Here is a 15,044-nt window from a genome sequence, read left to right on the forward strand (position 1 = left end):
TCACGGGGTCTTGGCTCACCGGCCATGACCCCGTCTTTCTGTCAGCGGCGCAAACCGCCGTGCTTGGCGTACTCCAGCCGAGCTATAGTGCGGTTATGGACCTCGTCCGGACCATCGGCGATCCGCAGGGTCCGGACCGTGGCATAGAGTTCGGCCAAGGGCGTGTCCCCGGATACGCCAGCGCCGCCGAAGGCCTGGATGGCGTCGTCGATGACCTGAAGCGCCATCCTGGGGGCCGCCGTCTTGATCTGGGCGATCTCTGACTTGGCGTTCTTGGCCCCGACCTCATCCATCATCCAGGCCGCCTTCAGCACCAGCAGGCGACACATCTCGATATTGGTCCGCGCTTCAGCCACGCGCTGTTCCCATACGGAATGCTCCGCGATAGCCTTGCGGAAGGCGGTGCGGCTCAGCAGACGCTCAACCATCAGTTCCAGCGACCGTTCCGCCGCGCCGATGACGCGCATGCAGTGGTGAATACGGCCCGGGCCAAGCCGCCCCTGGGCGATCTCGAAGCCCCTCCCCTCGCCCGCGATCAGGTTCTCGACCGGGACGCGGACGTTCTCCAGCACCACCTCGGCATGACCGATCGGCGCTTCGTCATAGCCGAACACCGAAAGCATCCGCTCGACGCGGAAGCCGGGCGTGTCCGTCGGCACGATGATCTGGCTCTGCTGCTGGTGCGTCGCCGCTTCAGTGTCCGTCTTGCCCATGACGATCGTCATAGCGACGTTGGGATGCGCCATATTGGTCGACCACCATTTGCGGCCGTTGACGACATAGTGGTCGCCGTCGCGAACGATGCTGGTCTGGATATTGGTCGCGTCCGAGGACGCCACCTCGGGCTCTGTCATCAGGAAGGCCGAGCGGATCTCGCCCGCCATCAGCGGCTTCAGCCAGCGTTCCTGCTGGGCGGCGTCGCCGTACATGTGCAGGACTTCCATATTGCCGGTGTCGGGGGCGTTGCAGTTGAACACCTCGGCCGACCACAGCCGCCGCCCCATCAGTTCCGCCAGGGGCGCGTATTCCAGATTGGTCAGACCGGCGCCGTGCTCGCCCGGCAGGAACATGTTCCACAGCCCGGCGTCCTTGGCCTTGGCCTTCAGCGCCTCCATCACCGGCGCCTGGACCTTGGGGTTGGCGTGGACCTGGGCCCGGTACTCGGCTTCCGCCGGGACGACGTGCTCGTCGATAAAGTTCGACAGGCGCTCGCGCCACAGCAGGCCGCGTTCGGAAGGGGCGAAATCCATGGTCGTGTCCTCACAAATCCCTAAACGCGCTTCTGCGAGCGCCGATAGCAAAACGGCGCGGCCCCGAGGGAGCCGCGCCGTCCTTGTTCTGGTTGCCTAGAAACGCATCAGCGCTTCAGCAGGGGCGCCAGCTTCTGGGCGATCATCATGTCGCCGGCGATCTTCAGCTTGCCCTGCATGAAGGCCATCATCGGGTCCAGCTTGCCTTCCGACAGGGCGACGAAGTCGTCCCACTTCATCGACACAGTGGCGTCGGCGGGCTTGTCTTCGTTCGTCACCGTGTTGGGCGACGAAGCGCCGTCGATGTAGATCTTGCCGACATCGCCGAGGTCGAGCTTGACCGTCTTGCCGAGGCCGGAGTTGTCGCCGACAGCGCCGCGGATGTGTTCAGTGACGGTGGTCAGGTCCATGTGCGTCTCTCCCAAGAGCAAGATTGAGGCGCAGGCGTAGCCCGCTGCGAGGGCGGCGCCAAGATCACGCTAGGGAAAGCGGCGACTGGTCGCGCCCTGTCGCCGCCCTTGCCTGCCATAGCCTTAGAAACCGACCCCCAGCGTCGCCACCAGGCGGTCATCGCTCAGATCCCCATCCACATCCGTGTCCCAATAGCGCAGGTCGAGCGAGATTTTTTCGGTGACGCCAAACTTCACGCCGACATTCCAGGTGGAATAGTCATCCCCCACGTCGAGGTACTGCTTGCCGTAGGCGCCGGTCAGATTGACGTTGTCGCGCAAGGCGTAGGCCAGGTTGCCCTCGACATAGCTCGCCTGCTCGTCGGCCCCGAAGAAGTCGGGCGAATAATAGATCACGGCGCCCGCCGTCACAGGCCCGAATCCGCGAGACACCGCCGCCTTGAACTCGACATTGTCATAGTCGGCCCCGTTGGGCGCGCCGATGTAGTGATAGGCGATCACGCCCACATTGAAATCAAAGCCGCCGCTCGACACCGCGACCCCGCCGTAGATGTCCAGTTCGCCGTCGGTATCGTCGCCGAAATCGACCTGCGACGCCCAGGCCCCTGCGTAGAAGACGCCTGCGGTGAGATCCGCCCCGCCCTGGACGGCCGGGCTGGTGTCGGTCTGGCTGAAGCCTCGGAACACGTAGTCGCTAGTCACGCCGATGTTGAAGGCCACCTCGGGCTCGACCTGGGCGTTCGCAGCCCCCGCCCCCATCGTCAGCGCCAGTAATGAAACGCAAGCAAGAGCAACTCTCATGACATATCCCCTCAAAGTCTGATTGTTATTGGCTAAGCCTACTCATCCAGCCGCTGGTGGAGCGCGGCCGGGCCTTTGTTCGCAGGGAATGGGACGCGGCAGGGAGGCGCCGCGTCCCGCCCCCTCGCCTCAGACGCCGTCCAGCACCTCCCCGTGCAGGTGCGCGTCCAGGCCATCCGCTTCCTGCTCGTCGGTGACGCGCAGGCCCGTGGTGTATTTGCAGATCAGCAGGATGATCAGCGTGCCGACCGCGCTCCACAGGATGGTCCAGACCAGCCCCAGGGCCTGGGCGCCGATATTGGCCCCTTCCGACAGGCTGTTGATCGCGGTGGAGGCGAAGACGCCGGTCAGCAGGGCGCCGACCAGACCGCCCGCGCCGTGCAGGCCGAAGGCGTCCAGACTGTCGTCATACTTGAGCAGCTTCTTCAACCAGACCGACGAGACGTAGCAGGCCGGTCCCGCGATCAGGCCAATGATGACGGCTCCCTTGGGATCGACGAAGCCCGCCGCCGGGGTGATGGCGACCAGACCCGCGACGACGCCGGACAGGACCCCGATCAGCGACCATTTCTTCTTGTAGACGACCTCGACGAACTTCCAGGCCAGCGAGGCGGCGGCGGCGGCCAGCAGGGTGTTGATCAGGGCCGCGCCCATCAGGCCGTTGGCGGCGCCCGCCGAGCCGGCGTTGAAGCCGATCCAGCCGACCAGCAGCAGCGAGGCGCCGATCATGGTCAGAACCGGATTGTGCGCCGTAATGGGCTCGACGCCGTAACCCTTCCTCGGACCAAGGAACAGGGCGCAGACAAGACCAGCCACGCCCGAGTTTACGTGCACGACTGCGCCGCCGGCGAAGTCCAGCACGCCCTGCGCGCCCAGGAAGCCGCCGCCCCACACCCAGTGGGCGATGGGCGCATAGACGATCAGCGACCAAAGGGCCGTGAACAGCAGCATCCCCGAGTATTTCAGCCGCTCTGCAAAGGCGCCGGTGATCAGCGCAGGCGTGATGATGGCGAAGGTCAACTGGAACGATACCCAAAGGAACTCTGGAATACCCGGCAGCAGACTGTGCGCCGTATCGACCGTCACGCCGTTCAGGAACAGGGCGTCCAGACTGCCAATGTACTGATTGATCCCCTCATCACCATTTGTGCCGAAGGCGATGGTGTAGCCGGCGATGAACCATGTCAGGGACACCACGGCGAAGGCGGCCACCGACTGGGTGATCGTGGCGATCACGTTTTTGCGGCGCACCATGCCGCCGTAGAAGAGCGCCAGACCCGGCAGGGTCATCAGGAGCACCAGTGCGGTGGAGGTCCCCAGCCAGGCCGTGCCCGCTGCATCCAACTCCAGCGGCGCCTGATGTGAAAACAGCGCCGGAGCAGGCTCCGACGCTGCTACAGCGGCGCTGGCGACATTTGCGACGACCGCGGCGTCAGGCGCGGCGAGCGCGGCGCCCACCGCAAACAATCCGCCGGTTAGACAGAGAAGGGCCAGGAGCCCTGGTATGCTGTTCTTGAACTGCGTCATGCGTGTATCCCCTCATGCTCTTCGCAGTTGCGAACTGTTTATTGCATCCGCGAAATCGACAAGAGGAAAAATGCAGGCCTCTGAGAAATTTTCACCCCACCGTCGCCGTTACGTCGACCGCCATAGGTTCAGAATGTCTATTTGACACTTTCCTGCGCTACTTTTCTCCAACGAACGCGAGTTTTTCGATACAGTTAAGCTCAATAAGCCGGAGGTCGCCGGTATTTCGATAAGCGCCCGCTTTCGGCCCAGCCTCGCCTCGCCCGCGCCTGTTCTTCGGGGTGAACGGCGGGACCTTGCCAGCCTCGATCCCGGTCCGTCGGACGGGAGGGTTTGCACCATCCTCGGTGACGCATCGCCCGCTGGCGACGTCTCTCATCAGCAGACTGGCGCAAATCAGCGTGGTCGGGCTCATGCGCCGATCTCGCCTTGAGGGCGGGGCCGTCGGGCCCGCCTGCTAGGCGGGCTTTACATTCAAGGGTGTGAAGGTTTCTGGCGGAGACGGAGGGATTCGAACCCTCGGTACCCCTTACAGGGTACGACGATTTAGCAAACCGTTGCCTTCAGCCACTCGGCCACGTCTCCGGCAGGCGGCGTGGATAGCGAGTCATTTGATCCGGCGCAACGGGGGACCTGAAATCTCTCGCGTTAACGGGGGATAGACGCGCCGCATGCAAAGAAATAGCGGTTGGCAAGCTTCTGGATCACACTGTTCGCGTCATGACGTCCGCTGAAAATCTACTTCCTGCTGCGGATGGCGCCGACCTGGGGGCGCGACGCGTCCAGAATTCTGTCCGGACGACGCGTGATTCGGCGCCTGGGATCGGTCGCGCCCGACGGGGGCCCTTCCGGCCCGACATCTGGTTGAATACGCGCCAGCGTAACGCCGCCCGACGACGGGTCTTCTATTTCCGCGCTCTGGACATCCTGGGTCTCGGCGTGGCGGTGGCGGCAGGCGTGACGGTCCTGTCCAATGGCGCGCCGCTGACTGCTCGCCTTATGGACGCCGCCCCTCTCGTCATGGGCGCAGCGACCATGCTCGGCCTGCTTCGATCCCTCGGTCTCTACCGCTTCGACAAGGGGCACGGCTTCCTGCCGCATCTCTTCGCGGTGGGCTGCGTCGTCGCCATTGGCGGTATCGTGACACTGGTTCTTGGATTGGCCCTGCACGGAGCGCCGGCCACGCCGTGGAGAGACTATGGAGGCTGGATCGCCAGCGTCCTGTTGCTCCTGCTGACCCTCCACGCGGTCTGGAGCCTTCTGGTCACCAGCTGGAGGCGCAAGGGCGCCCTGACGCCCAATATTGCAGTGGTCGGCGCCACGCGTCATGCCGAGCGCCTGATCCAGGAAGCGCTGCAACGACGCGACCTCAACGTGCTGGGCGTGTTTGACGACCGGCTCGCGCGTTCACCCGACGCTGTGCAAGGCGTGCCCGTCCTGGGAGAGGCCAACGCCCTTCTGAACCACCGACTAACACCCTATGTCGACCGAATCGTACTGGCTATCGACCCCAAGGCGGAGGCTCGCGTTCGCGACCTGACGGCACGCCTCAGCGCCCTGCCTATCCGCCTGACGCTCCTGATTGACCCGAAGACGGCCGAACAGCGCAACGCCGCTCTGGAAAAGCTGTCGCAAGCCCCGATGGCGCCGCTGGAAGGGCCGGTGGATCCCGATCGACGCGCCTTCAACAAGAGGCTGCAGGACCTGATCCTGGCGTCTGCCGGCCTGGCGCTCCTGTCGCCATTGCTTCTGATTCTGGCTGTCCTGGTTCGCCTGGACAGCCCTGGTCCCTCCATGTTCCGTCAGCGCCGCCACGGCTTCAATCAGGAAGAGATCGTAGTGTGGAAGTTTCGCACGATGGCTCACGCCGCCGCCGACGCCTGCGCCATTCGCCAGGTCACGGCCGACGACGAGCGTATCACGCGTATCGGTCGGTTCCTGCGCGCCACCAGCCTGGATGAGCTGCCGCAACTGCTGAACGTCCTCCGGGGCGAGATGTCTCTGGTGGGGCCCCGCCCGCACGCCATCGGCATGAAAACGGGCGCGATCGAGTCCGCCCGACTGGTCGCAGACTACGCGCATCGCCACCGCATCAAGCCCGGGATGACGGGGTGGGCCGCTGTAAAAGGCTCGCGCGGCCCCATGCACACGGCAGCCGAGGTGCGCCGTCGCGTTCAACTGGACATCGACTATATCGAGCGTCAGTCCTTCTGGCTGGATCTGTGGATCATAGCGGTCACCGTACCTGTCCTGCTGGGCGACCGGATGTCGGTGCGCTGATGTTCTGGCGCGGGGTGCTGGGCTATCTGCCCGCCAACATCATTCAGGGCGTCGTCGGCTTTCTGGCCATCATCGTCTACACGCGTTTGCTCAGCGCCGAGGATTTTGGCCGCTACGCCCTGGCCTTCTCGGTCATGACCATGGCCCATGTCGCAACCTTCAGCTGGCTTGAGGCCGCCATGGCGCGCTTCTGGGCGGCCCAACGCGACGGCGCCGACATGGCCAGCCATTTCGCCAGCCTCTATCGCACCGCCTTCATCATGATCGGCCTGTTCCTGCCGCTGGCCGGCCTGACCATCTGGCTATGGCCCATGCCCGAAGGCTTCCGCCTGCCCATCGCCGTGGCCCTGCTCGGCATCCCGGTTCGCTGCCTGAGCAAGCTGGCGCAGGAGCGGTATCGCGCGGCGGGCGAGGTGCGCAAGGCGGCCAGCCTCGACATCTGGAACGCCCTGGCCGGCTTTGGCGTCGGCGCAGCCTTCGCCCTGTCGGGGGGCGGGGCCGCCTCTCCGCTGGCCGGCCTGCTGATCGCTCCCCTGTTCGCCCTGCCCTTCATCCTGCCGGCTGAACTCAGCGAAGCGCGCAAGGGCCATGTCGATCGCGAACGACTGAAAAGCTACGCCGTCTATGGCTACCCCATCGCCGCCTCGCTTGGACTGGCTCTGGTGCTGGCTTCTACGGACCGTTTCCTGCTGGCGCTCTTCATGGATGAAGCGGCGGTCGGCGCCTATCATGCCGGTTACAGCATCGCCAATCGGACCCTGGACGTCCTGTTCATCTGGTTGGGCGCCGCCGGCACGCCCGCCCTGGTCATGGCGCTGGAGCGAGGCGGGCGGGCCCAGCTGGTTGCAGCGGCGAAAGAACAGGCCTCCACCCTGATCCTGATCGGCCTGCCCGCAGCCGTGGGCGTGGCCCTGGTGGCGCGCCCCCTGTCGGAGTTCATGATCGGCGAGGATCTGCGTGATGCGGCGGCCCTGGTCACGCCTTGGGTCGCCCTGTCTGCCCTGCTGTCGGGCTTGACGGTCTACTACTTCCATCAGGCCTTCACCCTCGGCCGTCGCACCGGTTGGCTGCTGGCGGCGATGAGCGTCCCGGCGCTCGCGAACGTCGTGCTCAACATCATCCTCATCCCCCGCTTCGGCGTTCTGGGCGCGGCCTGGGCGACCGCGGCCAGCTTCGCCGTCGGTCTGGTCGCATCCTGGGCCATTGGTCGCCGCATCCTGCCGTTGCCGCTGCCGTGGACCACGCTGATGCAGTGCAGCTTTTGCGCAGGCGTCATGGCTCTCGCGGTCTGGTTTCTGCCTCCCATAGGCGGCTTCCCGGAACTGATGCTGGACGCCTCGGTCGGAGCAACGGTTTACGGCGTCTGCGCCTTTGCCCTTAATGCGGGCGGAGTGCGCGATCTGGCGCGACGGCTGCGCAGCGCAGTCCAGGCCAGGAGAGCGGCCGCATGAGCATGCCCGCCGTCCACGACAACGCCGCCTGGAAAAGCGCCCGACCGGCCCTGTCGGTGCTGATCCCCTTCCTGCGCGACGATCCGGAACCCCTGATCGTCCTCCTCGACCGGGAAGCTCCGGCCTTGCACGGCGCCGTCGAACTGGTCCTGCTGGACGACGGCACCAACGACACGGCCCTGACCGACCGGCTGGCGGCGCGCGCCGACGCTTGCGCCCTGCCGATCCGCCTGATCTCCCTGTCGGCCAACGAAGGCCGCTCCATCGGTCGCAACCGTCTGGCGACTGCGGCGCGCGGGTCCAGTCTGCTGTTCCTCGACAGCGACATGCGCCCGGACCATCGCCATTTCCTGCAGACCTGGGCTGATCTGGCGCATGCGGGCGAGACCGCCGTGGCGTTTGGCGGCTTCTCCCTGTTGCAGGCCCCTGACCATGCGCGTTTCGCCGTCCATCGCAGCATGGCCGCGCGTTCCGACTGCATCGCCCACGAGCAGCGCGCGCTGCAGGCTGAAAAATACGTCTTCACCTCAAACCTTCTGGTCCGCCGCGACGTGTTCGAGACTGAAGCCTTCGATCCAGGCTTTACTGGCTGGGGCTGGGAAGACGTCGAATGGGCCATGCGCGTTTCGCGGCGGTTCAAGGTCGAGCATATCGACAACCCCGCCACCCACATGGGCCTGGACACGGTCGAGACCCTTGCCGCCAAGTACGAGCAGTCCGCGCCCAACTTCGCCCGCGTTGTCGCCCGGCATCCCGATTTTGTCTCGACCTATCCCAGCTATCGCGTCGCGCGGCGCTTGCAGGCCGTGCCGTGGCTCAAGACCATCCGCCCCCTGTTCAAACAGGCCGCGCGTCTGCCGATCCTACCTGTCCCCCTGCGCGCGTTCAGCCTGCGCCTCTACCGCGTCGCCCTCTATGCGGAGGCGATATGATCCAGCCCTACACGCCTGACATCAGTCTCGCCGGCAAGCTCCGTCGCCGACTTGCGCGCCTGACGCATCGGCGTCCGGCGCAGCTGAATCTGAGCCGGCCCGTCGTCAGTTTCACCTTCGACGACATTCCCGCCAGCGCCGCTCATGCAGGGGCCGCCGCGCTGGAGAAGCATGACGCACGCGGCACCTTCTACGTTTGCGCCGGCCTCTTCGGGCAGGAAGGCCATATGGGCCGGTTTGCCGACACCGCCGAAATCGGCGCCCTGATCCATCAGGGTCACGAGGTCGCCGGCCACACGCTCAACCACGTGGACTGCCACCGGACCTCGTCCGCTGACCTGTGCGCCGACCTCGACGCCAACGACGCCGCCCTGCGCGGCCTGGGCGCCGCCCCGCTCCATTTCGCCTACCCCTACGGCGAAGTCTCGCCGCGCGCCAAGAAACAGCTCGGCGCGCGCTACGCCTCCCTGCGCGGTGTCCACAAGGGCCTTGTTCATGACGGCGGCGACCGAAATCAACTGCCGGGCGTCGGCATTGAAGGGCTCGACGGCGAGGCCGTCGCCCGCGCCTGGATCGACCGCGCCCTGGCCCAACAGGCCTGGCTGATCCTCTACACCCACGACGTCCGCGAATCGCCGTCCCCTTGGGGATGTACGCCAGACGCGCTGGAACGGCTGATCGCTTACGCCCGCACGGTCGGCTGCGACATCCGCACCGTCGGCGAGGTCCTGGGCGCATGAACGCCGACGTCGCCGTCATCATCCCGACCCTGCGTCGACCGGAAATGCTGGAGCGCGCCGTCCGCTCGGTTCTGGGTCAAACCGGCGTCGCCAACCGCCTCAGGGAAATCGTCGTTGTCGACAACGACCCCCAGGCCACCGCGCGCGACGTGACGACACGCCTGGCCGCCGAGGCTTCAGTCCCGATAATCTGGCGCCACGCCCCGCGCCCCGGCGTCGCCACCGCCCGCAACCAAGGTCTGGCCGTCACGACCGCCTCCCTGATCGCCTTCCTCGACGACGACGAATCCGCCTCGCCAGACTGGCTCAAGGCGCTTCTCTCAGCTCAGGCCCAGACCGGAGCCGACGCCGTCTTCGGCCCCATTCGCGGTCGCGTCCCCGATGGCACCGGCTGGACCCGCTCCTATCTGGAGCGTTTCTTCAGTCGTGAAGGCCCTGATCAGACGCAGTTGATCGACATCCCTCACGGTTGCGGCAACTCGTTGCTGGTGCGGGCGACAGCCCTGCCCGGCGCCGCCCCGTTCAACGCCGCCGCCGACCAGTCGGGCGGCGAGGACGACGCCCTGTTTGCGGCGCTAAAGGCCCGCGGCGGCCGCTTCGGCTGGTCCGCTGACGCCTGGGTCGATGAGTTCGCACCACCGCACCGCGCCACGTTGCGCTACGCCTTGGCGCGGGCCTTCGCCTATGGTCAGGGACCTAGCCAGACCGCCGCCGCCGCTCGCGAATGGCCGTCAGTCGCGCGCTGGATGGCGATCGGCGCCGCGCAAACAGTCGTCTGGGGCGCCGCCGCGCTCGGACTGACGTTGATCGCCAGCCCGCGCCGCGCCGAACTACTGGATCGCTGCGCGCGTGGCTTGGGAAAACTGTTCTGGATGAAGGGCTTCGAGCCGCATTTTTACGGCGAACGCGAACTGACGCGCCTGAACCGTCAGTCCGCCGCCTAACCCGCCAGACGGCTCAGGATCGACGGCGGCGTCCAGGTCGAGCGGTTTATCACTACCCCCGCGATATGGCCGCCCACAGCGTCGATCTCGTCGCGCAGGGCCACCGGCTCGCAAGCGGCCGTGGTCTCGGCGGCGACGACGATAATGGTGGCGTCGATAAAGGGCGCCAAGATGATCGCCATGTCGCTGCGATCGGCTGCGGGCGTGTCGATGACCACAGTGTCCGCATGGGCGCGCAAGGCGGCCCAATAGCGCGCCTCACCCAGCGGTTCGACCCGCTGACCGGCGCGCGTCAGCTCCATGTGAAAGCGCGTCACGAACAACCGACCGCCCAGACAGGCGCGCGCAGTCATCAGCCGCGCCGGCGCCACCGGGCGACCGTCCCGCCCCCGCATGGGCGGGGTCACGGCATAGAAGGCCGATCCGTCGGGCGAAGCCTGGACCGGCGCGGCCAACCGCCCGAACCGTTCAGGCTCGGCGGCGACGGCGTCCATCTGCCCTTGCTGAGCCAGATCGCCATCGATCAGCCAGACCGGCTTTCTGGCCCTGACCGCCGCCAGCCGGGCATACTCGCGCGCCACGGTCGATGCGCCTTCACCGGTCGTGGCCGAGACGAACTGGATCACGCGACCACGATGAGCCGACGCTGGTCCCAGCGCCGCCCACAGTCCCGCCATTTCCGTCGTCAGATCGACCATCGAATCGGTTACGCGCTCACCCTCACCTCTCCAACCTAGCATGGCCGCTGGTTCAGGCGCGTTTCATCGGGGCTACGGCCAAAACGGGGAGTTGCAGGGTCCGACTGGCGGTCGAAGGCATGGAAAAGCCTTTACGCAGAAAAACCCTCAGCAGGCCGACGCAAAGCGCCGTGAACCCGGCGAACAGAAAGGCGGCGATCAGCAGCAACGCCTTCATGCTCTTGCCCTTGGACGGCGGCTGCGCGCGCTCGATGACCGTGACGTTGTCCGCGCCTGCCTTGACCAGCTCATTGTCGGCGCGGCTCTGCGTCTCGCGCAGCTGGAATTCCCGGATCGAGGCGGACAGGACCTCCCGATTGCCGGACAGGGTGGCGTTGCGCGATTCCAGCTCGGTCAGCCTGGATTGGCGCGCCCGCAAATCGACGACCTGGCGGTCCAGGACCGCCAGCCGCGCGGCCAGAGCGTCTCGCTCCGCCTGGGCGTTGATCCGGGTCGTTTCCAGTTCGACCCAGATGGGGTTGGGCCCGGTGCGGACCTCCTTGGCGCCGACCGCCGTGCCGGTGCCGACATAGGATTGAAGCTGGGCGATCTGGCTTTCGATCTCGCGTACCGGCGCCGCGTCGGGCTGATAACGCGCCAGCAAGGTCTCGCGCTGCGTGCGTAGTTGCAGGATCTGATCCTGCGCGGAGATATTCAGATCCTGCTGCAAGGCGATTTCCGCCGGGGTGCGGCTCTGCTGCGCCACCAGGGTCGTCAGCCGCTGCGACGCCTGGTTCAGCTGCGCCTGCACGTTCATCCGCTCGGCGAAGACCGACTGATAGGTCCCCGCCAAGGTGGCCTTGGCCGTGGCGAAATCGCCGATGTCGTTGCTGTTCAGGAAGGCCTCATAGGCGCGGTCGGCGTCGGCCAGTTCGCCCTCGAAGGTCTGACGCTGGGTCTGGATCGCGGGCGTCGCCCGGTCCTGAAACACCTCGCGCCGATAGGTCAGATACTGGTCGATTACCGTGTTCAGAACCCGCGCCGACAGGGCGGGATCGTCGCTCTTGTAGGACAGGCCGACGACAGGGCTCAAAGGCGCTGCAGACACGTCCAGGCCGGCGTTCACAGCGCGAACGGCTGAAGCTTCCTGCTCCTGAGGCGTCCCGGTTGCGGGATGGCCTTCCTGAAACGTCTCAACGCCCAAGGCCCGGACGACGCGCTGCTTGACCTCAAGGCTGTTCAGGATGGCGGCCTCGGACTGCGCAACCTCGCCCGCAGCGGGCGGGGTCGCACGGTCGGTCGCGCCTACCCGCGGCTGATAGACATACTCCTGCCCCACACCCACAAATAGACTGGCCCCGGCGGTATAGGTCTTCTTCATCATCAGGGCCGCAGCAGCACCAATGGAGAACAGGACTGCAAACACCAGAGCCATGATCCACAGCTCACGGAACAGCAACGCCACGACGTCAATGACGCCGTATCGCGGCCGGGCTGCTGCATAGGCTGTCGAACGCATGAACAAGGCGAATCCATTGAAATCGTCGATCGCACCTTTGCTGGCCCGGCGTTAACCACGCGTTACCCATAACCGTTCAGCCTCGCGACATTCCGAATTCCAGACGGGTCCCCGCCTTCATGATCCTCGACCGACGCCTTGTCCTGATGGGGCTGACCGCCGCCATGACCGGCTGCGCCAGCGCGCCCGCAGGCGACGCCTATCGCGTCCAGGGCGTTCCTGCCGATCAGTTTCCCGATATTCCCTTTTCCGACTGGACTGACGTCGAGCCTGAATACCTCCTCTATCCCGGCGACGAGATCGAGGTGGCGATGCCGACGGCTGCCGAACTGACCCGTCAGTTGAAGGTAGGGCCGGACGGCCGCGTCTCCCTGCCCCTGCTGGGTCATGTCATGGCGGCCGACCGCACCCTGTCCCAGCTGGAGGCGGACGTTTCGGCCGGCTACGCCAGCCAGCTCCGTCGTCCTGAGGTCGAGGTCACCCTGCGACTGGCGGGCCCGCTCAAGGTCTGGGTCGATGGCGAGGTCCGCAATCCAGGCGTCTTCGACATGCCCGGCGACATCGACGCCTATCAGGCGGTCATCATGGCGGGCGGAGTCCTGCCTTCCGCCAGGGCGCAAGAGGCCGCCTTGATTCGAAGGGGGCCGGGCAATGTCAGGATGATGCGTGTCGTGGATCTGCGTCCGCGTCAGGGCGAGGCCGTAGCGCTGCGTCGCGGGGACATCATCTTCATCCCGCGCACGACGCTCGGCGAACTCGCGGCCTTCTTCACCCTGGTGAGAGCGGCCCTGCCGATCGGGTTCAGCTACTCGCTGAACGGCGGCTACGCCTCGACCTGACAGGTCCATCCATGGTCGGGGCGAGAGGATTCGAACCTCCGACCCTCTGGTCCCAAACCAGATGCGCTACCAGGCTGCGCTACACCCCGAACCGATGGAGCGCCCTATTGGCACGGGCGACGCCGCACCGCAACGCATTGAACGCCTTAATCTACATTAGGGGCGAAAGAAGCTGTGGCGAACCTGGTCGCCGGGCATGGCGCCGATCTCCGCCGCTCGTCCGGCGCGCAGTTCCAGCACGCCATTGGCCGCGCCGTTCGACGGCAAAGGCGTCTCCGAATAGGGCGTGGCGTGGCTGGCGATCGAGACGATCCGGCCTCGCGGATCAATATAGATGATGTCGAGCGAACTGGGCGTGTTCTTCATCCAGAAGCTCTGCTCGCTGGCTGCCGGAAATTGGAACAGCATACCGCGGTCATCTTCCAGCGGAGGACGGTACATCAGGCCGCGCGCGCGCTCGGCATCGTCGTCAGCGATCTCGACCATGAACTTGTGCTCGCCGGAAGCGGTCACGATGCTCAGCGCTTCCAGCGGCTGCCCCGCAGCATCGACCGGCCCCTTCTGGGCGCAGGCGGCCAGCCCCACGACGGAAACGACGCCCGCCAGTAGAATACGACGCGTGAAATCCATGACTTCGCCCCTCAAAGGGCGAAACCTATTCGCCCGGCCTGATCTCGGCCACTACCAGCCCCTTGGGACCGTCGGCGAACCGCACCTGTACTGCGTCGCCCGGCACCAGATCATCCAGTCCGCAGCGCCGCAGCGTTTCGACATGGACGAAGATATCGCCGGCAGCGCCATCGCGCACCACGAATCCATAGCCCTTGGTGCGATTGAACCACTTGACGACCGCCGTCTCCAGCGGCCCATCGCCCGACAGGTCCAGGCTCAGACGCGGCGAAGGCGAACGGGAAGCTTCGCGGCGGACAGGCGTCGGCGCGCCTTCGCCCAGATCGATGACCCGAACGACCTGCCAGCCCTTGGGCCGGCGAGCGCATTCACAGGTTATGGTCGCCCCTTCGGCTGCAGCCTCATGACCGCCGTCACGCAGGCTGCTCACGTGCAGCAGCACGTCCTTCAGTTCGGTCAGATCCGGCTCATCGGGCACGATGAAGCCATAACCCTTGCCGGGATCGAACCATTTCACCGTGCCGGCGATCAGGACAATGTCCGGCGCTTCCATCTCGTCGTAGTCCGACAACTCACAACCCCCGCCTGCAAAGCGTGCAGGGGCCATGATTAACACGGTTCTGTGAACCGCGGAAAAACAAAAATGACGATTTTAAGCCCGATAGTCGGCAAAATGCAGCCCGCCCAGAGAGCGCCCGCATTTTTCGATTCAGGAGAAAGCTCCGCGTGGCAGTCCCTAGGGGAGTCGAACCCCTCTTTTCAGGTTGAAAACCTGACGTCCTAACCGATAGACGAAGGGACCGCTGCGCGGAGGAGCGGCCTGATAGCCGCCCCTATCGGACGACGCAAGCCTGTTTTTAGACTTTCCGAACAAAGACATCGCATCATGCGTCTGCGCGCGACAAGGCGAGCCTGACGAAGCCTGACAGTGACGATATCAGAAAGGGAAAAGCTCCGCGTGGCAGTCCCTAGGGGAGTCGAACCCCTCTTTTCAGGTTGAAAACCTGACGTCCTAACCGATAGACGAAGGGACCGCTGCGCGGA

14 protein-coding genes and 4 tRNA genes are annotated in these 15,044 nt (G+C 65.6%); 6 read left to right on the forward strand and 12 right to left on the reverse strand.

Going from position 1 to position 15,044, the window contains the following annotated elements:
- Positions 1–41: 41 nt before the first annotated feature.
- From ACOZBP_RS03330 to ACOZBP_RS03350, 5 genes are all read right to left on the reverse strand, one after another.
- Complete coding sequence (locus ACOZBP_RS03330; RefSeq protein WP_422675031.1) at positions 42–1,250, reverse strand: acyl-CoA dehydrogenase family protein; 1,209 nt, start codon at positions 1,248–1,250, stop codon at positions 42–44.
- 107 nt (positions 1,251–1,357) lie between these two features.
- Entirely contained in the window at positions 1,358–1,660 is a 303-nt protein-coding gene (locus ACOZBP_RS03335) for an SCP2 sterol-binding domain-containing protein (protein ID WP_422675032.1), read from the reverse strand.
- Between the two features lie 123 nt (positions 1,661–1,783).
- The gene (locus ACOZBP_RS03340) at positions 1,784–2,461 is read right to left on the reverse strand and encodes a TorF family putative porin (protein ID WP_422675033.1); all 678 of its coding nucleotides are present in this window, start codon (positions 2,459–2,461) and stop codon (positions 1,784–1,786) included.
- A gap of 129 nt (positions 2,462–2,590) precedes the next feature.
- Positions 2,591–3,988: an ammonium transporter gene (locus ACOZBP_RS03345; protein ID WP_422675034.1), complete on the reverse strand. Its 1,398-nt coding sequence runs from the start codon at positions 3,986–3,988 to the stop codon at positions 2,591–2,593.
- A gap of 493 nt (positions 3,989–4,481) precedes the next feature.
- Positions 4,482–4,573, reverse strand: a tRNA-Ser gene (locus ACOZBP_RS03350).
- Between the two features lie 279 nt (positions 4,574–4,852).
- On the opposite strand from ACOZBP_RS03350, the gene ACOZBP_RS03355 reads away from it, so the two are divergent.
- Genes ACOZBP_RS03355 through ACOZBP_RS03375 form a run of 5 tightly spaced genes read left to right on the forward strand, consistent with a single transcriptional unit; the run spans position 4,853 to position 10,335 of the window.
- Positions 4,853–6,268 carry an exopolysaccharide biosynthesis polyprenyl glycosylphosphotransferase gene (locus ACOZBP_RS03355; protein ID WP_422675035.1) on the forward strand — a complete coding sequence of 472 codons (1,416 nt, stop codon included), beginning with the start codon at positions 4,853–4,855 and terminating at the stop codon, positions 6,266–6,268.
- Positions 6,268–7,719: a lipopolysaccharide biosynthesis protein gene (locus tag ACOZBP_RS03360; protein ID WP_422675036.1), complete on the forward strand. Its 1,452-nt coding sequence runs from the start codon at positions 6,268–6,270 to the stop codon at positions 7,717–7,719. Before ACOZBP_RS03355 ends, ACOZBP_RS03360 begins: the two co-directional genes overlap by 1 nt.
- A complete protein-coding gene (locus ACOZBP_RS03365) occupies positions 7,716–8,651 on the forward strand; it encodes a glycosyltransferase family 2 protein (protein WP_422675037.1) in 936 nt (311 codons plus the stop codon). Before ACOZBP_RS03360 ends, ACOZBP_RS03365 begins: the two co-directional genes overlap by 4 nt.
- On the forward strand, positions 8,648–9,391 hold the full coding sequence (locus ACOZBP_RS03370) for a polysaccharide deacetylase family protein (protein ID WP_422675038.1): 744 nt from the start codon (positions 8,648–8,650) through the stop codon (positions 9,389–9,391). The genes ACOZBP_RS03365 and ACOZBP_RS03370 overlap by 4 nt, the downstream gene beginning before the upstream one ends.
- Positions 9,388–10,335: a glycosyltransferase family 2 protein gene (locus ACOZBP_RS03375; protein ID WP_422675039.1), complete on the forward strand. Its 948-nt coding sequence runs from the start codon at positions 9,388–9,390 to the stop codon at positions 10,333–10,335. The genes ACOZBP_RS03370 and ACOZBP_RS03375 overlap by 4 nt, the downstream gene beginning before the upstream one ends.
- Here ACOZBP_RS03375 and ACOZBP_RS03380 read toward each other — a convergent pair.
- Together ACOZBP_RS03380 and ACOZBP_RS03385 are read right to left on the reverse strand one after the other, a co-directional pair.
- A complete protein-coding gene (locus ACOZBP_RS03380; RefSeq protein ID WP_422675040.1) occupies positions 10,332–11,033 on the reverse strand; it encodes a hfsB in 702 nt (233 codons plus the stop codon). The two genes, ACOZBP_RS03375 and ACOZBP_RS03380, sit on opposite strands and share 4 nt — an antisense overlap.
- A 52-nt stretch (positions 11,034–11,085) precedes the next feature.
- The gene (locus ACOZBP_RS03385; protein WP_422675041.1) at positions 11,086–12,531 is read right to left on the reverse strand and encodes a GumC family protein; all 1,446 of its coding nucleotides are present in this window, start codon (positions 12,529–12,531) and stop codon (positions 11,086–11,088) included.
- Positions 12,532–12,650: 119 nt separating this feature from the next.
- Here ACOZBP_RS03385 and ACOZBP_RS03390 point away from each other — a divergent pair, with 119 nt between their 5' ends.
- Positions 12,651–13,370, forward strand: coding sequence for a polysaccharide biosynthesis/export family protein (locus ACOZBP_RS03390; protein ID WP_422675042.1), 720 nt, complete (start codon positions 12,651–12,653; stop codon positions 13,368–13,370).
- Between the two features lie 12 nt (positions 13,371–13,382).
- Here the strand turns inward: ACOZBP_RS03390 and ACOZBP_RS03395 are convergent.
- The 5 genes from ACOZBP_RS03395 to ACOZBP_RS03415 form a co-directional block, all read right to left on the reverse strand.
- Positions 13,383–13,459: transfer RNA gene (locus tag ACOZBP_RS03395), tRNA-Pro, on the reverse strand.
- 67 nt (positions 13,460–13,526) lie between these two features.
- Complete coding sequence (locus ACOZBP_RS03400; RefSeq protein ID WP_422675043.1) at positions 13,527–14,000, reverse strand: DUF192 domain-containing protein; 474 nt, start codon at positions 13,998–14,000, stop codon at positions 13,527–13,529.
- A 25-nt stretch (positions 14,001–14,025) separates the two neighbouring features.
- A complete protein-coding gene (locus ACOZBP_RS03405) occupies positions 14,026–14,553 on the reverse strand; it encodes a cold-shock protein (RefSeq protein WP_422675484.1) in 528 nt (175 codons plus the stop codon).
- Positions 14,554–14,727: 174 nt separating this feature from the next.
- Positions 14,728–14,802: transfer RNA gene (locus tag ACOZBP_RS03410), tRNA-Glu, on the reverse strand.
- Between the two features lie 157 nt (positions 14,803–14,959).
- Positions 14,960–15,034 (reverse strand) — tRNA-Glu (locus ACOZBP_RS03415).
- Positions 15,035–15,044 lie beyond the last annotated feature (10 nt).

This window comes from Brevundimonas sp. NPDC058933, from assembly GCF_049315965.1.
In the GTDB taxonomy this organism is placed as follows: domain Bacteria; phylum Pseudomonadota; class Alphaproteobacteria; order Caulobacterales; family Caulobacteraceae; genus Brevundimonas.